The 15,363-nt window shown below is 43.6% G+C and carries 17 protein-coding genes and 1 tRNA gene; 2 read left to right on the top strand and 16 right to left on the bottom strand.

Going from position 1 to position 15,363, the window contains the following annotated elements:
• Positions 1–31 precede the first annotated feature (31 nt).
• Positions 32–487, bottom strand: coding sequence for a hypothetical protein (locus tag NI470_RS00965; protein WP_004731657.1), 456 nt, complete (start codon positions 485–487; stop codon positions 32–34).
• Positions 488–723: 236 nt separating this feature from the next.
• On the opposite strand from NI470_RS00965, the gene NI470_RS00960 reads away from it, so the two are divergent.
• Positions 724–799 (top strand) — tRNA-Asn (locus NI470_RS00960).
• Between the two features lie 195 nt (positions 800–994).
• On the opposite strand, the gene NI470_RS00955 is transcribed toward NI470_RS00960, so the two are convergent.
• The 11 genes from NI470_RS00955 to NI470_RS00905 all read right to left on the bottom strand — a co-directional run bounded on the left by NI470_RS00955 (position 995) and on the right by NI470_RS00905 (position 10,326).
• Positions 995–1,648 (bottom strand): MiaE family protein, encoded by a 654-nt coding sequence (locus tag NI470_RS00955; protein ID WP_253147577.1) that lies wholly within the window; start codon positions 1,646–1,648, stop codon positions 995–997.
• 13 nt (positions 1,649–1,661) lie between these two features.
• Positions 1,662–2,387, bottom strand: a complete 726-nt coding sequence (gene pdxJ, locus NI470_RS00950) for a pyridoxine 5'-phosphate synthase (protein WP_253147578.1) — start codon at positions 2,385–2,387, stop codon at positions 1,662–1,664.
• A 13-nt stretch (positions 2,388–2,400) separates the two neighbouring features.
• Positions 2,401–3,111, bottom strand: a complete 711-nt coding sequence (gene recO, locus NI470_RS00945; protein ID WP_005263466.1) for a DNA repair protein RecO — start codon at positions 3,109–3,111, stop codon at positions 2,401–2,403.
• Positions 3,112–3,122: 11 nt separating this feature from the next.
• On the bottom strand, positions 3,123–3,320 hold the full coding sequence (locus NI470_RS00940) for an NF038104 family lipoprotein (RefSeq protein WP_005263469.1): 198 nt from the start codon (positions 3,318–3,320) through the stop codon (positions 3,123–3,125).
• A gap of 38 nt (positions 3,321–3,358) precedes the next feature.
• Entirely contained in the window at positions 3,359–4,387 is a 1,029-nt protein-coding gene (era, locus tag NI470_RS00935; protein WP_004279061.1) for a GTPase Era, read from the bottom strand.
• A complete protein-coding gene (gene rnc / locus NI470_RS00930; protein ID WP_004279062.1) occupies positions 4,387–5,085 on the bottom strand; it encodes a ribonuclease III in 699 nt (232 codons plus the stop codon). Before rnc ends, era begins: the two co-directional genes overlap by 1 nt.
• The gene (locus NI470_RS00925) at positions 5,057–5,428 is read right to left on the bottom strand and encodes a DUF4845 domain-containing protein (protein WP_253147579.1); all 372 of its coding nucleotides are present in this window, start codon (positions 5,426–5,428) and stop codon (positions 5,057–5,059) included. The genes rnc and NI470_RS00925 overlap by 29 nt, the downstream gene beginning before the upstream one ends.
• A 23-nt stretch (positions 5,429–5,451) precedes the next feature.
• Positions 5,452–6,279 (bottom strand): signal peptidase I, encoded by an 828-nt coding sequence (gene lepB, locus NI470_RS00920; protein ID WP_004279064.1) that lies wholly within the window; start codon positions 6,277–6,279, stop codon positions 5,452–5,454.
• A 20-nt stretch (positions 6,280–6,299) separates the two neighbouring features.
• On the bottom strand, positions 6,300–8,117 hold the full coding sequence (lepA, locus tag NI470_RS00915; RefSeq protein WP_004731667.1) for a translation elongation factor 4: 1,818 nt from the start codon (positions 8,115–8,117) through the stop codon (positions 6,300–6,302).
• Between the two features lie 250 nt (positions 8,118–8,367).
• A complete protein-coding gene (locus NI470_RS00910; RefSeq protein ID WP_253147580.1) occupies positions 8,368–8,820 on the bottom strand; it encodes an acyl-CoA thioesterase in 453 nt (150 codons plus the stop codon).
• 120 nt (positions 8,821–8,940) lie between these two features.
• Positions 8,941–10,326, bottom strand: a complete 1,386-nt coding sequence (locus NI470_RS00905; protein WP_004279067.1) for a Do family serine endopeptidase — start codon at positions 10,324–10,326, stop codon at positions 8,941–8,943.
• A gap of 230 nt (positions 10,327–10,556) precedes the next feature.
• On the opposite strand from NI470_RS00905, the gene nadB reads away from it, so the two are divergent.
• Positions 10,557–12,191, top strand: a complete 1,635-nt coding sequence (gene nadB / locus NI470_RS00900) for an L-aspartate oxidase (RefSeq protein ID WP_253147581.1) — start codon at positions 10,557–10,559, stop codon at positions 12,189–12,191.
• Between the two features lie 109 nt (positions 12,192–12,300).
• Here nadB and NI470_RS00895 read toward each other — a convergent pair whose 3' ends face one another.
• The 4 genes from NI470_RS00895 to pabC all read right to left on the bottom strand — a co-directional run bounded on the left by NI470_RS00895 (position 12,301) and on the right by pabC (position 15,287).
• On the bottom strand, positions 12,301–12,717 hold the full coding sequence (locus tag NI470_RS00895; RefSeq protein ID WP_005103804.1) for a PaaI family thioesterase: 417 nt from the start codon (positions 12,715–12,717) through the stop codon (positions 12,301–12,303).
• A 95-nt stretch (positions 12,718–12,812) separates the two neighbouring features.
• Positions 12,813–13,412, bottom strand: a complete 600-nt coding sequence (tmk, locus tag NI470_RS00890; RefSeq protein WP_253147582.1) for a dTMP kinase — start codon at positions 13,410–13,412, stop codon at positions 12,813–12,815.
• 2 nt (positions 13,413–13,414) lie between these two features.
• Entirely contained in the window at positions 13,415–14,473 is a 1,059-nt protein-coding gene (mltG, locus tag NI470_RS00885; protein ID WP_180181264.1) for an endolytic transglycosylase MltG, read from the bottom strand.
• Between the two features lies 1 nt (position 14,474).
• The gene (gene pabC, locus NI470_RS00880; RefSeq protein WP_005103808.1) at positions 14,475–15,287 is read right to left on the bottom strand and encodes an aminodeoxychorismate lyase; all 813 of its coding nucleotides are present in this window, start codon (positions 15,285–15,287) and stop codon (positions 14,475–14,477) included.
• Between the last annotated feature and the right edge of the window lie 76 nt (positions 15,288–15,363).

The following is a 15,363-nucleotide window of genomic DNA, read 5'->3' as shown; positions in this document are numbered from 1 at the left end:
GCTAGCCTGCACAACTCATCAGGTAATTCATTTAAATAATACTGCTTTTCGCCTGCCCCGCTTCAACAAATGACAAGCGTGGTCGAGTTAAGCCTTGAAACTCAAAATAATGCTTGGAAACATTGGCTAATTCCACATCTTGTGTTTGTGTTATTGAGGCTTGCCACGCTTTAGACTGATTGGTTCCCGTCAAAAGATTCCCAGAAATGGCATAGATATAAAGATCTTTGTCTCGCTCTTTCAGATAGTCTGCATTCAGGAAAACTTCAAAGTTAAATTGACGTTCAGTTTCTACCAACCATTTTTCTGCAAACCATAATTGCAGCAAATCACCTAAATAAAGTGATTTTTGCGCCAAGGGCCATAGCGTGATATGAGCGTCTTTAACCGGGATATAATACTGTGCAGGATCAGCAATAATTTGCAGATAGTTTTCTTGATAATAAGCCAGTTGAGAGAAAATTTGAGGGATGCTGAGCGTATTCATTCGCTGTCTCCGGTTTAGCCATTTTTGTGCTGGCAAGTAGGTTTAAATCCACACTGTTTGACCATTTGGTCAAACGACTTTATGGTTTTAATCTAGCAAGTGAAATTTATTCTGACAAGTATTTTTCGTGAAATTTATGCAATTGCCTAAATTAAAAACAGACAGGCTGTATTTATAATAAATATGATAATTTTTGCTTGACCCCTGTCAAAATCTCTCTATAATCGCTTTCAGATTCTCCAATAGCTCAGTCGGTAGAGCGACGGACTGTTAATCCGCAGGTCCCTGGTTCGAGCCCAGGTTGGAGAGCCAAATTCAAGAAAGCCCACTCATAATGAAGTGGGCTTTTTTATTACTTAAAATTTGACGGCTTGTTATTTTCAAATATTTAAAATAAATAATTATTTTCAATCCCTCATAAAACTCGATATATAAATACCCCTCTTTTAAAATTTCGAGATATAAAAAATCCCCCATAGATGGAGGATTTTTAAGCTGTCACCGAGATTAAGCCGCTTGAGCCGGCACACCGCTATGAAAACGGAAAGTTTCATCAGGCGCGAGAATTAGCTGTTTTTCAACTTCACGAATATGCAAGATTCGCTCCTGAATATCCTCTTTCGGATTTTTCAGTTTCGCCGTGGTTGCCACATCCATCGCCAAAGCCAGATAGTCTTCAAAATGGCGAGATTCGGACTTGAGCAGATAACGGTAGTAACGTGCTAACTCATCATCAACACGCGAAGCAAGTGCGTAGAAACGCTCACAGGAACGTGCTTCCACAAAGGCACCAATCACCAAGACATCAATCAAGGCTTCAGGCTCAAAAGTGCGGATTTCCTTACGCAAACCACCAGCATAACGCCCTGCACTCAAGTTCTGCCAAGCCTGACCGCGCTTGTTCATCAATTCAAGTACTTGCTCATAATGCAGCATTTCTTCACGCACCAGCTGTGCAAGCTTTACCTGTAGATCAACAAAATAGCTATAGCGAAACATCAGGTTCATGGCCGTGCTGGCTGCTTTTTTTTCACAGTTGGCATGATCTTGCATCAAGATTTCAAGATTTTCGACCGCCATATCCAGCCATGTTTGCGGTGTTTCACAACCGAGGAAAGCAATCACCGGCTGCATCAGTTCATCATAATTAATATTCGACATAATTACTCTAATCTTAACGCGCTGACTTAATCACGGCTTTCATTTGCTGAACCGCTTGTGCCAGACCAACAAATACCGCATCCGCAATTAAAGAATGACCGATATTGAGCTCATGAATCTGTGGAATCGCAGCAATCGGCGTCACGTTATCCAAATTTAAGCCATGGCCCGCATTTACCACCAAACCTTTAGATGCAGCATATTCAGCACCTTTCACAATGCGTTCCAGTTCCGCTTGTTGCGCTTCTGGAGTTTCTGCATCGGCATACGCGCCTGTGTGAATCTCAATCGTCGGTGCACCACAAGCAACTGCTGCATCAATTTGTGCAAAATCAGCATCAATAAATAAAGATACATCACAACCAATAGCTGCCAGCTCTTGAGTTGCTGCTTTTACAGCATCAAAATTACCCACGACATCCAAACCACCCTCAGTGGTCACTTCCTGACGTTTTTCAGGCACAAAGCAAACATGCTGAGGCTTGATTTCCTTGGCAAAGGCGATCATTTCATCAGTCACTGCCAACTCAAGATTCATACGGGTTTTTAACGCAGGACCCATACGACGTACATCGTCATCCTGAATGTGACGACGGTCTTCACGCAAGTGCAAGGTAATGCCTTCTGCCCCTGCCTGTTCGCAGATCAATGCAGCATTGACTGGGTCTGGGTACGTCGTACCACGTGCTTGTCTTAATGTTGCGACATGGTCAATATTGACACCAAGTAATGCAGCCATAATCTTCTCCTAACTACGATTGAGATTGAGAGTTTTGAATCCAGAGTTGTCGACTCTTTAATGGTCGATCACCGAGCAAAGCCGTGATCACCTGTCGATATAGTTTCGTCAGTAATTGTAACTGTTCCGGATTAAAATCCCCACCATTTTCATGCGTCAACATACTTAAAATCTGTTGACCAGACATAGTGGAGCGCAAGGCCTTAGCCGATGGCATAAAGCCAGCATTGAGCTGAAAATAATAATGTTGCTCAGGATTAATCTGCACCTGATTGGCATCTACTGAAAAATCCAGACCATAACCGAGTTCTTCTAGCAGAACATGCTCAAACTGACGCAAGATCTGTTTTAAATATAAATTTGGATTGGATTGTGCGGATAATTGCTGTAATGCAGTCAAGGTCTCAGCATATTTGGCAAAAGTTTGCGGCATTTCGACTTCTAAAGGACATAGCCGTAACAGGATTTCATTCAAATAAAAACCCGAGAAAAAGGCATCGCCAAAAAAGAAAATCGGCTGATTGACAATTTCCAGTTTAGTAAAATTTTTGAGTTCGGATTTACCTGAAGCCTGCAAGCGAATGGGCTGATACTGTGGTGGTGGCATTTGCCTGAGAATACCATCTACCCTGCCATATTCTTGGGTAAATAAATGCACAATATGACTGCGTTCACGGTACTTACGATGATGAATCAAATAGCCATGCAGTACTTCATTACGCATAAGCGGGTACTTTAATCCTTATCTTTTTTTGATTTTTTATCATCTTCTTCGTCATCCCCATCCGGGATCACTGCACCCACAACAGCCGCAGTACCTTTGACTGCGACTTTTGTGGTTTTATAAGCCACCTTGACAGGAACCGTGACCACTTTATGAATACAGCCTTGCAGGAATAAAACACATACAACTACTGCTAACACTTTTATCATCACGGCATTCCTTAAAGGGTCTTACAAATTTTTATCGCTTAGATATCACTATAACCTAAGCTTTTTAATGCACGCTCATCATCAGACCAGCCACCTTTGACTTTCACCCAAAGGGTTAGCATGATTTTTTGCTCGAACATTTTTTCCATGTCGAGACGCGCATCCATACCGATTTTCTTCAGTTTGACACCTTTCTCGCCAATCACAATGGCTTTTTGGCTCGGACGATCGACAAAAATCGTGGCATCAATATAGGTACAGGCAGCTTTCATACGACCCGTTTTTTCATTCAAGACCGGCTCTTCAGTTTTGAATGATTCGATCTGAACGGTCAAATCGTATGGAAGCTCTTCACCCAGCTGACGCATGATCTTTTCACGGATAATTTCAGACGCCAGGAAACGCTCTGAACGATCGGTCAGTTGATCCAGTGAGTATAGTGGTGGCTGGAACGGAAGATACTTGGCAATCGTGTCACGTAAATGTTCAAGATTGGCACCACGAAGCGCAGATACCGGTACGATTTCCGCAAAGTTCATCAGCTTTTCGCGTTCACGAATCAGCGGCAAAGCTTCGTTCTTGTTTTCAAAAGTATCGAGCTTGTTGATCACCAGAATCACTGGCATTTCAGCATTTTTCAGCTTTTCCAGAACTAGGTCATCGTTTGGCGTCCACTTTTGTGCATCCACCACGAATAAAACTAGGTTCACATCGCGCAAAGCCGAATGTGCCGCACGGTTCATCATTTTATTGATGGCACGGACTTCTTTTTTATGCATCCCCGGGGTATCGACAAATACCGCCTGAGATTTTTCACGTGAATCAATCCCCACGATTTTATGACGTGTGGTTTGCGGTTTACGTGAGGTAATCGAAAGTTTTTGACCCAGAATATGGTTCATTAAGGTAGATTTACCCACATTCGGGCGACCGACAATGGCAACAAAACCACTGCGATAATCCGATGGGATTTCGGTGCCTTGTGCACTAAAAAATTGACTAATAAGGTCGTGACTGTCGCTTTGCGACTCGTGATCAGCATCAATGTGATCGGAATGAGTAGTCATTAAGACTTATGCTCCAAAAGTTTCAAAATATCCGCCGCAACGGCTTGTTCAGCAAAACGTCGACTCGCGCCTTCGCCTTGCATTGTCGGTAATCCCGCAATCTGGCATTCCACTTTAAAATGCTGATTGGGGGCATCACCTTGAATATCTACAACCTCGTAAACTGGGAGAGGTTTCTTACGTGCTTGTAAATACTCTTGTAAGCGAGATTTAGGATCTTTAAGCTGATCTGTCGGCTCAATATGATCTAAATAGGGTTCGTACCATTTTAGCACAATCGGCTCTAGCACGGTGAGATCACCGCAGTCGACATAGATTGCACCAATAATGGCTTCTACCGTATCTGCCAGTATAGACTCACGATGATGACCGCCAGATTTCAATTCACCGGTACTGAGAATTAAATTCTGGCTCAGTTTTAAATCATTGGCGATTTTTCCTAATGCTTCCTGACGAACCAAGGTGGCACGCATACGCGTCAACCGGCCTTCGTTTTCACTCGGATAGGCATTAAAAAGATAATTCGCAATGATCATCCCTAAAAGAGAATCGCCCAGAAATTCCAGGCGCTCGTAGTTGTGTTTATGACTGACTGAACGATGAGTCAATGCCAGTTTCAGCAAATCAGCCTGTTTAAACTGATAGCCGATCCGTTTGGCAAGACGTTCATCATTTAGCTTTGACTGTGCTTTGATCAAACTCTTTCTCAAACTTCATCACTAAATCGATATTCATTATGAAATTTTTACGAATTTCATAATTCTTGTGCACCTGTAAACCATCGGTATTGGTGACTTTGGCAATTTCGTCAAACTTCAGATCACGAATATTATTCATTTCTAAACGCTGACTCATCTGTTTACGGAATGTTTCTGGCGTTATATTGGCTGGAGCACTTTTTAACAGCGCCTCAATCTCACCATCTACCATACGATCATCGAAGTATGGTCCCCACACCGCAATCGCCACTTTTGCAAGAAATGCAAAGCCCACGATTGCAATTAAAACCCCAATATAAGAAGCACCTTGTTGATGTCTCATTTTTATTTTCCTGATTGAAACAATTAATCGATTGTTCCGTTTCGACCAAACGATGGCAATTTAAAGCCAGGTTCTTTATGCATCCAGATATAGAAGGCACGACCTGTTAAGTTTTCTTCCGGAACAAGCCCCCAGAAACGACTGTCAGCACTCTGATCGCGATTATCCCCCATCGCAAAGTAATGACCTTCTGGCACTTTCACTTCCCAATATAAACCATTTTCACCTGAATATTTACCATTTTCCAGATAGTTAATAAAAGGTGCCTGACGAGCGACATTCACACCTTCCAGCTCACGCATGGTAAAGGTATGCTCACCCAGGGTTTCTTTATGATAAATAGCATTCGGGGTATCTAAGCGGTCTTTTTCGCGGCTAAATTCTACTGGAACTTTCGCTACTTTTTCACCATTAATGCTCAACTGGCCATGATCATAAACAATATGATCGCCTGGCAAGCCGACAATACGCTTGATATAACTGATGGTCGGTTGTGGTGGATAACGGAATACCGCAACATCACCACGTTCCGGACTGCCAGTATCAATAATTTTGGTGTTCACCATAGGCAGTTTGATGCCATAGTCAAATTTATTCACCAGAATAAAATCACCAGTTTCTAGCGTCGGCACCATCGAATCGGACGGAATATTAAAAGGTTCGTATAAAAAAGAACGCAGTACCAGCACGATGGCCAGCACCGGCCAAAAGTCATAAGCCCAAGTGATAATGAAATTCTCATGGCCCTTGCCCCGGGTTTGTCTTTGTTTCAAAACAAACTTGTCTAGCAACCACACTGCGACAAAAAACAGGGTCGCAGGCACAAGAATCAAATTAAAATCAAAATCCATGGGCTTATATCCTTATTATTTTAGCGTTCGACTTTTAATACGGCTAAGAACGCTTCTTGCGGGATTTCTACGCTACCCACCTGTTTCATGCGTTTCTTACCTTCTTTCTGTTTAGACAGAAGTTTTTTCTTACGTGACACGTCACCACCATAACACTTCGCCAATACGTTTTTACGCATCGCTTTCACAGTCGAACGTGCAATGATTTGCGCACCAATTGCCGCCTGAATCGCGACATCAAACATTTGACGTGGAATCAGGTCTTTCATTTTTTCAACCAGTGCAATACCACGATGACGTGCATCATTACGGTGACAGATCATCGCCAAGGCATCGACTTTTTCACCATTAATCAGCACATCTACTTTGACTAAAGATGAGCTTTCAAAACGGACAAAGTTATAGTCGAGTGAGGCAAAACCACGTGAACAAGACTTCAATTTATCAAAGAAATCCATCACCACTTCGGCCATTGGAATTTCGAAAGTAATAGAAACCTGATTCGCCATAAACTTCATGTCTTTTTGCACACCACGGCGCTCAACACACAATGTCATGACGTTACCCAGGTATTCTTGCGGCACAAGAATATGACATTCAGCAATCGGTTCACGCAGATCTTCAACGGTTGAACCATCCGGCATTTTGGATGGACTGTCGATATAAATCGTCTGACCATTCTTCATCACCGCTTCATAAATTACAGTTGGCGCAGAAGAAATCAGGTCAAGATCGTATTCGCGTTCCAGACGTTCTTGTACGATCTCCATGTGCAGCATGCCCAAGAAGCCACAGCGGAAACCAAACCCGAGTGCATCTGAACTTTCAGGTTCAAAGAACAAGGCCGAGTCATTAATTTGTAGCTTATGCAATGCTTCACGGAAAGGTTCAAAATCGCTGGCATCAATTGGGAATAAACCGGCATAAACCTGCGGTTTCACCTTTTTAAAGCCCGGTAATGTTGCCACTTCAGGTGTCGCTGCCAGAGTAATCGTATCACCGACCGGTGCACCGAAAATATCTTTAATACCTGCAATCACAAAGCCAACTTCACCCGCTTCCAGCATACCGGTTTCAGTATGTTTCGGGTTAAAGATACCCACAGAAGTAATGATGTGCGTTTGACCTGTTGATTTGATCAACATCTTGTCGCCTTTACGCACACGACCCTGCTTGACGCGTACCAAAGATACGACACCAAGGTAGTTATCAAACCATGAATCTACAATCAGGGCTTGCAACGGCGCTTCGCGATCACCCTCAGGTGCAGGAATCACATTGACCAGTGTTTCAAGCACACCTTCAATACCTAAACCTGTTTTTGCAGAACAGGTCGGCGCTTCTGTAGCTTCAATCCCGATAATATCTTCAATTTCCTGAATCACACGTTCAGGTTCAGCTTGCGGCAAGTCGATCTTGTTCAGTACCGGAAGTACTTCCAGACCTTGTTCAATTGCGGTATAGCAGTTGGCAACAGACTGTGCTTCTACGCCCTGCGCAGCATCTACAACAAGCAAGGCACCTTCACAGGCAGCAAGCGAACGTGATACTTCATACGAGAAATCGACGTGCCCCGGCGTATCAATAAAGTTCAACTGATACTCTTGACCGTTGGGATGAGTATAGTACAAGGTTACCGAAGTGGCTTTAATGGTAATCCCACGTTCGCGCTCAAGCTCCATTGAGTCAAGGACTTGAGCCTGCATTTCACGATCTTGCAAACCGCCACAAGTTTGAATAAAGCGATCCGCTAGGGTCGATTTACCGTGGTCAATGTGCGCAATAATCGAGAAGTTACGAATGTTTTTAATATCAACAGATTTTTTAGCTTGCGCCATGGGTTACCTTGAGAAAAAACGCGCTATGTAATTTAAAAATATTACATAACAAAAGCCGAATAGAAATTGCGAAGGATTATAGCAGAATGGTGATCTAGAAAAAGAATTATATTTTTTCCTTTATCCTTGGTGTCGCGTACACGTCAGTCAGATGGAATCTGGGTTACTACGAGTAGAAGATAACTCTCAAATCACATTTCTTCCTCAATATTATCCAGATGTACTGAACAAACTGGAAAATATTGTCTCATTAATCCAGATATAAAATGGAAAAATCAAAAGGATTTACATGCTCTGAAAGTGGCTGATAAGCCTGAGTAAAAGTTGGTGACATACGTTTTGGACGCCCCGTGGCCATTTCGATACAAGCCCATTGCGTACTTCCGGTAAATAACAGGGTCTGATCCTGTGGTCGATAAAAGGCGTATTGTCTAAATGAATACAGGGCATTGATATCATTCAGCCAAGTGCGCAGAATAATCTCGTCTCCTTCAAAAGCTGCCTTGCGATATTGCACCTGATGTTCAACTGCGACCATGGCATGTTTCAGCTCTACATATTGCTTGAGTCCCAAGCCCAGTTTTTCAATATGAGCTGATGCGACATCCTGCATCCATTGCACATAGACCACATTGTTCACATGACCCAAACCATCAATATGTTTGGCTTGTACCTTTAAAGAAAGATCAAAAATACCACTCACTTTGCTGTTATCCTTTCCATGATTTTAAGGCTATAGAGTCTACCGAATTTATCGCTGGGGTAAATTGCAAAAAATAAAAAACCGCTTATACAAGCGGTTTTTCAAGAAAATCTAGCAATTTTATGAGATACGCATCCCGACCACCGCAAGCTGCCCCTGACGAATCAAGGTGACACGCGCGATACTACCCTTTTTCAGTTCAGACACCTCTTGTACAAACTGATTTGAGTTCAGTACTGTCTGGTTATTAATTTGAGTGATCACATCATTCGGCATAATTCGTGCCTGTGCTGCAATACCACCCGGACGTACATCCTGAATCACCACACCACCTTTGATTTCCAGACTCGCTAACTCTGCTGGACTAAGATCACGAATTGAAACCCCGATTACTGGCCCTTTGCTGGGTTGAGCCTGTGTGCTTGCTTTTGCTGGGGTATCATCTGGTGCCGCACTTAAAGTCGCTGCAATACTACGACGTTTATCATCACGCAAGATTTCAAGTTGTACCTGCTGCTGAGGTGCAGTACGGTTCAAATAGTTCAACAACTCGCTGGTACGTGAGATTGGGGTACCGTTGTATTTTAAGATGACATCACTCGCACGCAGACCTGCACGTGCAGCCGGTGAGTTCGGTGCAACCTGAGTCACCAAGGAACCTTCAGGCTTAGGCAGGTTATAAGATTCAGCCAGGTTACGGTCGATATCCTGCAAACTTACGCCCAGATAAGAGCGGGTCACTTTACCATTTTTCTTCAATTGATCCGCAACTTCCATCGCGACATCAATCGGGATCGAGAAGGACAAACCCATATACCCACCGGTTCCACTAAAGATCCGTGAGTTCACTCCAACCACTTCACCACGCTGGTTAAACAGAGGGCCACCGGAATTACCTGGGTTTAGAGCCACATCGGTCTGGATAAAAGGGACTGCAGTTTCACCCATCATGTTGCGCATTTTGGCACTGACAATTCCAGCAGAAGCAGAATAATCAAAGCCAAATGGCGAACCAATGGCAAGAACAGGCTCACCAACACGTAAGCGTCCGACATCTCCTGTGCGTAATTCTGGAAAATTCGAGCCATTAACTTTAAGCAAAGCTACGTCAGTTCGTGCATCACTCCCAACAACAGTGGCATCAATTTCCCGACGGTCATTCAGGGTAATGGTGACTTTGGAAGCATCTTCAACCACATGATGATTGGTCAGCAGATAGCCATCCTTGCTGATAAAGAATGCACTGCCATAACCGGTTTTTTCCTGTGGCATACGCTGCTGCGGAATAATCACCTGATTGCCAAAAAAGCGGCGCAGAATTTCCGGAACTTGTTGTTGTAAGAGCTCTTCTTCGCTCATTTTTTTAACGACATTGACACTGACCACTGCAGGACTGACCTGCTCGACCAGATTTGAAAAATCAACCGGCGTGACCGCCTGCAACTGTGCAGCACTCATGGTGAGAGTCGCTGCAAATAATCCTTTTTTTAAGTCTAGAATTTTCATATAAATTATTCACTCAAATTGTTGATAAATTTATGTAAATAGGTTTTATCACAAACACTGTAAAGTTTAAGTAATAATATGTTTCAATACTTTATTCTGGGCAATATCTCATTATTAAAGCATTAAGTTAAAGCTTTGATTAATTTTTTTCATCAATAAATGAGCACTTCAACGCTTGCCTTTTGTACAAAAAAGCGCTGTTATTACCAAACTTTTTTTAAAATTAGCTGATGGACATGTCTAATTTATCCCTTACCCATCAATTTGACGTCATTATTGTGGGCAGTGGCGGTGCCGGTTTAAGTTTAGCCTTATCGCTCCCAGATCATTTTAATATTGCAGTCTTGGCGAAATCTACCCTGACAGATGCCAGCACTTTTTATGCTCAAGGTGGCGTGGCCGCAGTACTGGATGAAATGGATTCGATTGAACAGCATATTGATGACACTATGATTGCAGGTGCGCAACTGTGTGAAATGGATGCGGTTAAACAGACGGTAGAAGGTGGTAAGCCCTCGGTTGATTTCCTGCTGAAACACGGCGTTCAATTTACTCTCGACGAACAGGAACAGTTACATCTTACCCGTGAAGGTGGTCATTCACAGCGCCGAATTATTCATGCGGCCGATGCCACGGGTCGTGCCATTTCCACTACTCTGGTACAACGTGCCCAAGAAAAACAGAATATTAGAATCTTTGAAAACTATATTGCGATTGACCTGATCTGTTCACAAAAGCTCGGTTTAGACGGCGATAATCGCGCGCTGGGTTTATATGTACTGGATGAAAAAACTGAAAAAGTGCATACTTTCTTGGCACCATTTACCGCGCTAGCCTGTGGCGGTGCCATGAAAGCCTATCTTTACACCTCAAATCCGGATATTGCTACGGGTGATGGTATTGCCATGGCCTATCGTGCCGGCTGCCGGGTAGCCAATATGGAATTTAACCAGTTTCATCCGACCTGTCTTTATCATCCGCAAGCACGTTCTTTCCTGATTACTGAAGCAATGCGCGGCGAAGGTGCTTATCTGCGCCTGCCTGATGGTGAACGCTTTATGCTGCGTTTTGATGAACGAGCCGAACTCGCACCGCGTGATATTGTGGCACGTGCCATCGACTATGAAATCAAGCGGCTCGGTATTCGTCATGTCTGGCTGGACATTACCCATAAAGATGAAAGCTTTGTTAAAGAACATTTCCCTACCCTGTATGCCCGTTTGCTCGAGCTGAGTATTGATATTACCAAGGACATGATTCCAGTCGTTCCGGCAGCCCATTATACTTGCGGTGGCGTCATGGTGGATGAAAACAGTCAGACGGATATTGCCGGACTCTATGCGATTGGGGAAACCTCTTATACTGGCCTGCATGGTGCTAACCGTATGGCCAGTAACTCACTTTTAGAATGCTTTGTCTATGGCATGAGTGCAGCCAAGCATATTCAGAAAAATTTCAAGGCCGATCAGCCAGCTCCTGCAGTACCAGCTTGGGATGATTCTCAGGTGACCAACCCGGATGAGGATGTGGTGATTCTGCAAAACTGGGATGAGCTACGTCAGACCATGTGGAACTATGTTGGAATCGTACGCACGACTAAACGTCTGGAACGTGCACTACATCGTATTGAAATGCTGAAAAAAGAAATTACCGAGTATTATCAGGATTACCAGGTCAGCAAAAATCTGATTGAGTTACGTAATCTGGTGCTGGTGTCCGAGATGATCGTGCGCTGCGCCATGCACCGCAAAGAATCTCGCGGTTTGCATTTCACCCTGGATTATCCCGAGCTACTCCCAGAACTACGCAAAACAGTCCTCGTGCCACCAAATTTTGAAGTAGAAACACCTTTGGTGAATTGTTAAAAGTGGATGGAGATAACATCCTTGGATGATATCTCCTTTTCTTTTTAGATTTTTATCTGCTCGAAGTTAGCTTAGGCTATTTACAGTCAGTCTTATATCTTTCAGACAATTAACGTTGTGGTGGAATTGAATATGTTCCAGTCACATGCGCCACAGGTTCTTCATGATCTATCGAATAAATCCAGACCTCTCCCACGATCAGTGCCTTGCCGACTTTGATCAGCTTACACTCTCCCCGTATATCCGTTCCACCAGAAGGTTTACGTAAAAAATTGATATTCAAGTTAGTGGTCACGGCCAAACCGACCAATCCAATTTCACCCAGAATGGCGACATAAAGAGCAAAATCCGCCAAGGTCATCATGGTTGGGCCGGAAACTGTGCCGCCTGGACGCAATTCTTCTGATCTCACCTGATAAAGCAGAGTGGCTCCACGCGGAGAAACGGCTTCAATCCGGCACTTCTCCAGGCTTTGCGGAAATTCTTGTTGTAAAAATTGTTCTATCTCAGTTTTGGTCGTTTTCATATGATTAAAAAATCTTCTATATCAGCCTTAATATAGAAGATTCTTCACAGATAAACCTAGAGAAAAATTAAATAAAAAGTATTTTAATAATCGGCTTATTTTAGATAACTTAAGGCCTGCTCAAATACTTGCCCAGGTGTCTGAGTCGCATCCAGACGTTTGATCCGTTCAGGATGACGTTGCCATAAAGTTTCATATCCCGCTCTCACTTTCTCAAAGAAAGTGACTTTTTCCTGTTCAAAACGATCCAGCGCACCGCGTTCACGTGCTCGGTTCATCCCCAATTCAATAGGCGCTTCTAACCAGAACGTGATATCCGGCATGCGTGCGACAAAGTGGTCATTGAGTAATTGCAACTTGGTTTCACTCACCCCCCGACCTGCACATTGATAGGCAAAGCTGGCATCGCTAAAACGGTCACACAGGACAATTTTCCCGGCTGCTAATGCGGGCAGAATCACTTGTGCCAGATGCTGGGCACGCGCTGCATACATCAATAACAGCTCGGTATCATGCGCCATGGCTTCTTCATGGTTTACAGCCAGCAACAGCGAGCGAATCTGCTCGGCCATTGGTGTTCCCCCCGGTTCGCGAGTCAAAATGACATCTTTACCCTGTGCGATAAAATCTTCATAGATCGAACGAATGAGCGTGGTTTTACCTACACCTTCTGTGCCTTCAAAGCTAATAAACATACTCATTCCTTATTTTTCGAGCGTAAAATCGTCAGATATTCCTGTACGGCTTTATTGTGGTCATTCAGATTGCTCGTGAATTTATGCCCACCATTACCGGTAGCGACAAAATACAGGTTGTCAGAATTATCCGGATGCATGGCTGCTTCAATGGCTTTCTTGCTTGGCAAGGCAATCGGTGTTGGCGGCAAACCTGAAATGGTATAGGTGTTATACGGCGTCGGTGTGCGTAAATCCTTGCGAGTAATATTGCCGTTATAGCTGTCACCCATGCCATAAATCACTGTTGGATCGGTCTGTAAACGCATGCCAATTTTTAAACGGCGTACAAATACCCCAGAAACCTGTTCCAATTCACGATCCACACTGGTCTCTTTTTCAATGATTGAGGCCATGATCAGCGCGTCATATTTATTCTGATACGGCAGATCAGTTGCACGTTTCGCCCACGCCTCATCCAGTGCTTTCATCTGGCGCTGATACAGATTGGTCAGAATTTTACGGTCAGTTTCACCTTTGGCAAAGAAATAAGTATCCGGTGCAAACAGCCCTTCAGGATGTGAAAACGGAATATTCAATTCTTTGAGTAATTGCTCAGTAGGCAGATGCAGTACTTCTTTGGTGACTAAATCATTTTTCTTCAGGGCATCAATCAGTTGCTTAAAGGTCGTGCCTTCAATTACCAGAATCCGGCTCATCTGGGCATTATCTGCATCGGAAATCATCTCCAAGACCTGACGGATGCTCATGCCTTGGCGTACTTCATACACGCCCGCTTTCATGGTGTCATGAATCATGATGCGCTGATACAGCTTGAGAATGATCGGGAAACTCACCTGATCTTCTGTGGCCAGACGATCAATAAAACCGGAATAGGTTTGACCAGATTCGATCGCGAGCAGCTGTTTTTTTCCTTCTACAGGATAATCCTTCCACAAACTGCTTTTCAGGATTAACGCCAAGATCAAAGCAATACCAATCAGGACTAAGGCAATTCCTTTGAAAGATGAGGAGAATCTCGCTTTATTTTTCTTTTTGGCTTTAGGTTTGGAAGCTGACATATTAAGACATCTGGTTTAATCGAAGACGGTTAAAAAGTTCAATACAAGCATTGCCATCCAAGGCGCGCTGCTCAAATTGTGTGACAATTTTCATCGGGCTGAGTGCATTGCAGAAAAACAGACTCCGAATATGGGAAATTTCATCCATACCGATATATCGTTGCTCATAGACAATACCCTGATCTTGCATACGTTGTAGAATTTCTGCACGCATGACACCGAAGACGCCATTATAACGGAGTTCTGGCGTAATCCATGTATTCTTTATAAGAATGAAACAATTACTGCTCACCCCTTCGACAATGCCACCTTGTACATCTGTCACTATTGCCTCAGGCCAGCCGCGTTGATCTGCTTCCTGTTTCAGTAAAACCTGCTCCAGGCGGTTCAGGGTTTTCAGTCCAACCAGACTGGGCATAGTCAATCCCACTGCCTGCTGCAATACGCCACTTTGAATCTGTTCAAACTTAAAATCCTGTATGTCTTGAGGATAATAAAACAGCCAGAGATCTGCGGGATGATCCGGCAAACTATAACCGCGCTGACCCACTCCACGACTGAGCACAATCTTTAATGTCCCGTTCAGCTTACCCTCTGACTCCCCGAGAAGCTGTAAACTTTCCGTGATCAGATCGAGATTGGCATTCAGGCTTAAGCTCTGATTGCTGTTTTGCAAACGTGTCAAATGACGATCATACAATTCAATCCGGTTATGTCGAATCCGGGCCGTAGTAAAACAACCATCACCATAATGAAAGCCACGATCCAGCACCTCTATATGACTGACACGTTGGGCATTTTTTAAATACAGCATATTTTTACGGTCTCTAAAATATAAATTGAGCAGTAATATCCAGGCTTCACCTATATATCTCTTTTACTCACATCCA

This window comes from Acinetobacter lwoffii, from assembly GCF_024129115.1.
Classification (GTDB): Bacteria; Pseudomonadota; Gammaproteobacteria; order Pseudomonadales; family Moraxellaceae; genus Acinetobacter; species Acinetobacter lwoffii_T.
Note: the sequence above shows the minus strand (reverse complement) of the source record. Positions and strands in the feature narration are given on the sequence as shown.

What these genes read in the sequence shown, in the direction of transcription:
- NI470_RS00965 (WP_004731657.1), bottom strand. Translation starts at nt 487, where the DNA reads ATGAATACGCTCAGCATCCCTCAAATTTTCTCTCAACTGGCTTATTAT.
- pdxJ (WP_253147578.1), bottom strand. Translation starts at nt 2,387, where the DNA reads ATGGCTGCATTACTTGGTGTCAATATTGACCATGTCGCAACATTAAGA.
- NI470_RS00940 (WP_005263469.1), bottom strand. Translation starts at nt 3,320, where the DNA reads ATGATAAAAGTGTTAGCAGTAGTTGTATGTGTTTTATTCCTGCAAGGC.
- nadB (WP_253147581.1), top strand. Translation starts at nt 10,557, where the DNA reads ATGGACATGTCTAATTTATCCCTTACCCATCAATTTGACGTCATTATT.
- lepB (WP_004279064.1), bottom strand. Translation starts at nt 6,279, where the DNA reads ATGGATTTTGATTTTAATTTGATTCTTGTGCCTGCGACCCTGTTTTTT.
- tmk (WP_253147582.1), bottom strand. Translation starts at nt 13,412, where the DNA reads ATGTTTATTAGCTTTGAAGGCACAGAAGGTGTAGGTAAAACCACGCTC.
- NI470_RS00955 (WP_253147577.1), bottom strand. Translation starts at nt 1,648, where the DNA reads ATGTCGAATATTAATTATGATGAACTGATGCAGCCGGTGATTGCTTTC.
- recO (WP_005263466.1), bottom strand. Translation starts at nt 3,111, where the DNA reads ATGCGTAATGAAGTACTGCATGGCTATTTGATTCATCATCGTAAGTAC.
- pabC (WP_005103808.1), bottom strand. Translation starts at nt 15,287, where the DNA reads ATGCTGTATTTAAAAAATGCCCAACGTGTCAGTCATATAGAGGTGCTG.
- mltG (WP_180181264.1), bottom strand. Translation starts at nt 14,473, where the DNA reads ATGTCAGCTTCCAAACCTAAAGCCAAAAAGAAAAATAAAGCGAGATTC.
- lepA (WP_004731667.1), bottom strand. Translation starts at nt 8,117, where the DNA reads ATGGCGCAAGCTAAAAAATCTGTTGATATTAAAAACATTCGTAACTTC.
- NI470_RS00905 (WP_004279067.1), bottom strand. Translation starts at nt 10,326, where the DNA reads ATGAAAATTCTAGACTTAAAAAAAGGATTATTTGCAGCGACTCTCACC.
- era (WP_004279061.1), bottom strand. Translation starts at nt 4,387, where the DNA reads ATGACTACTCATTCCGATCACATTGATGCTGATCACGAGTCGCAAAGC.
- NI470_RS00895 (WP_005103804.1), bottom strand. Translation starts at nt 12,717, where the DNA reads ATGAAAACGACCAAAACTGAGATAGAACAATTTTTACAACAAGAATTT.
- NI470_RS00925 (WP_253147579.1), bottom strand. Translation starts at nt 5,428, where the DNA reads ATGAGACATCAACAAGGTGCTTCTTATATTGGGGTTTTAATTGCAATC.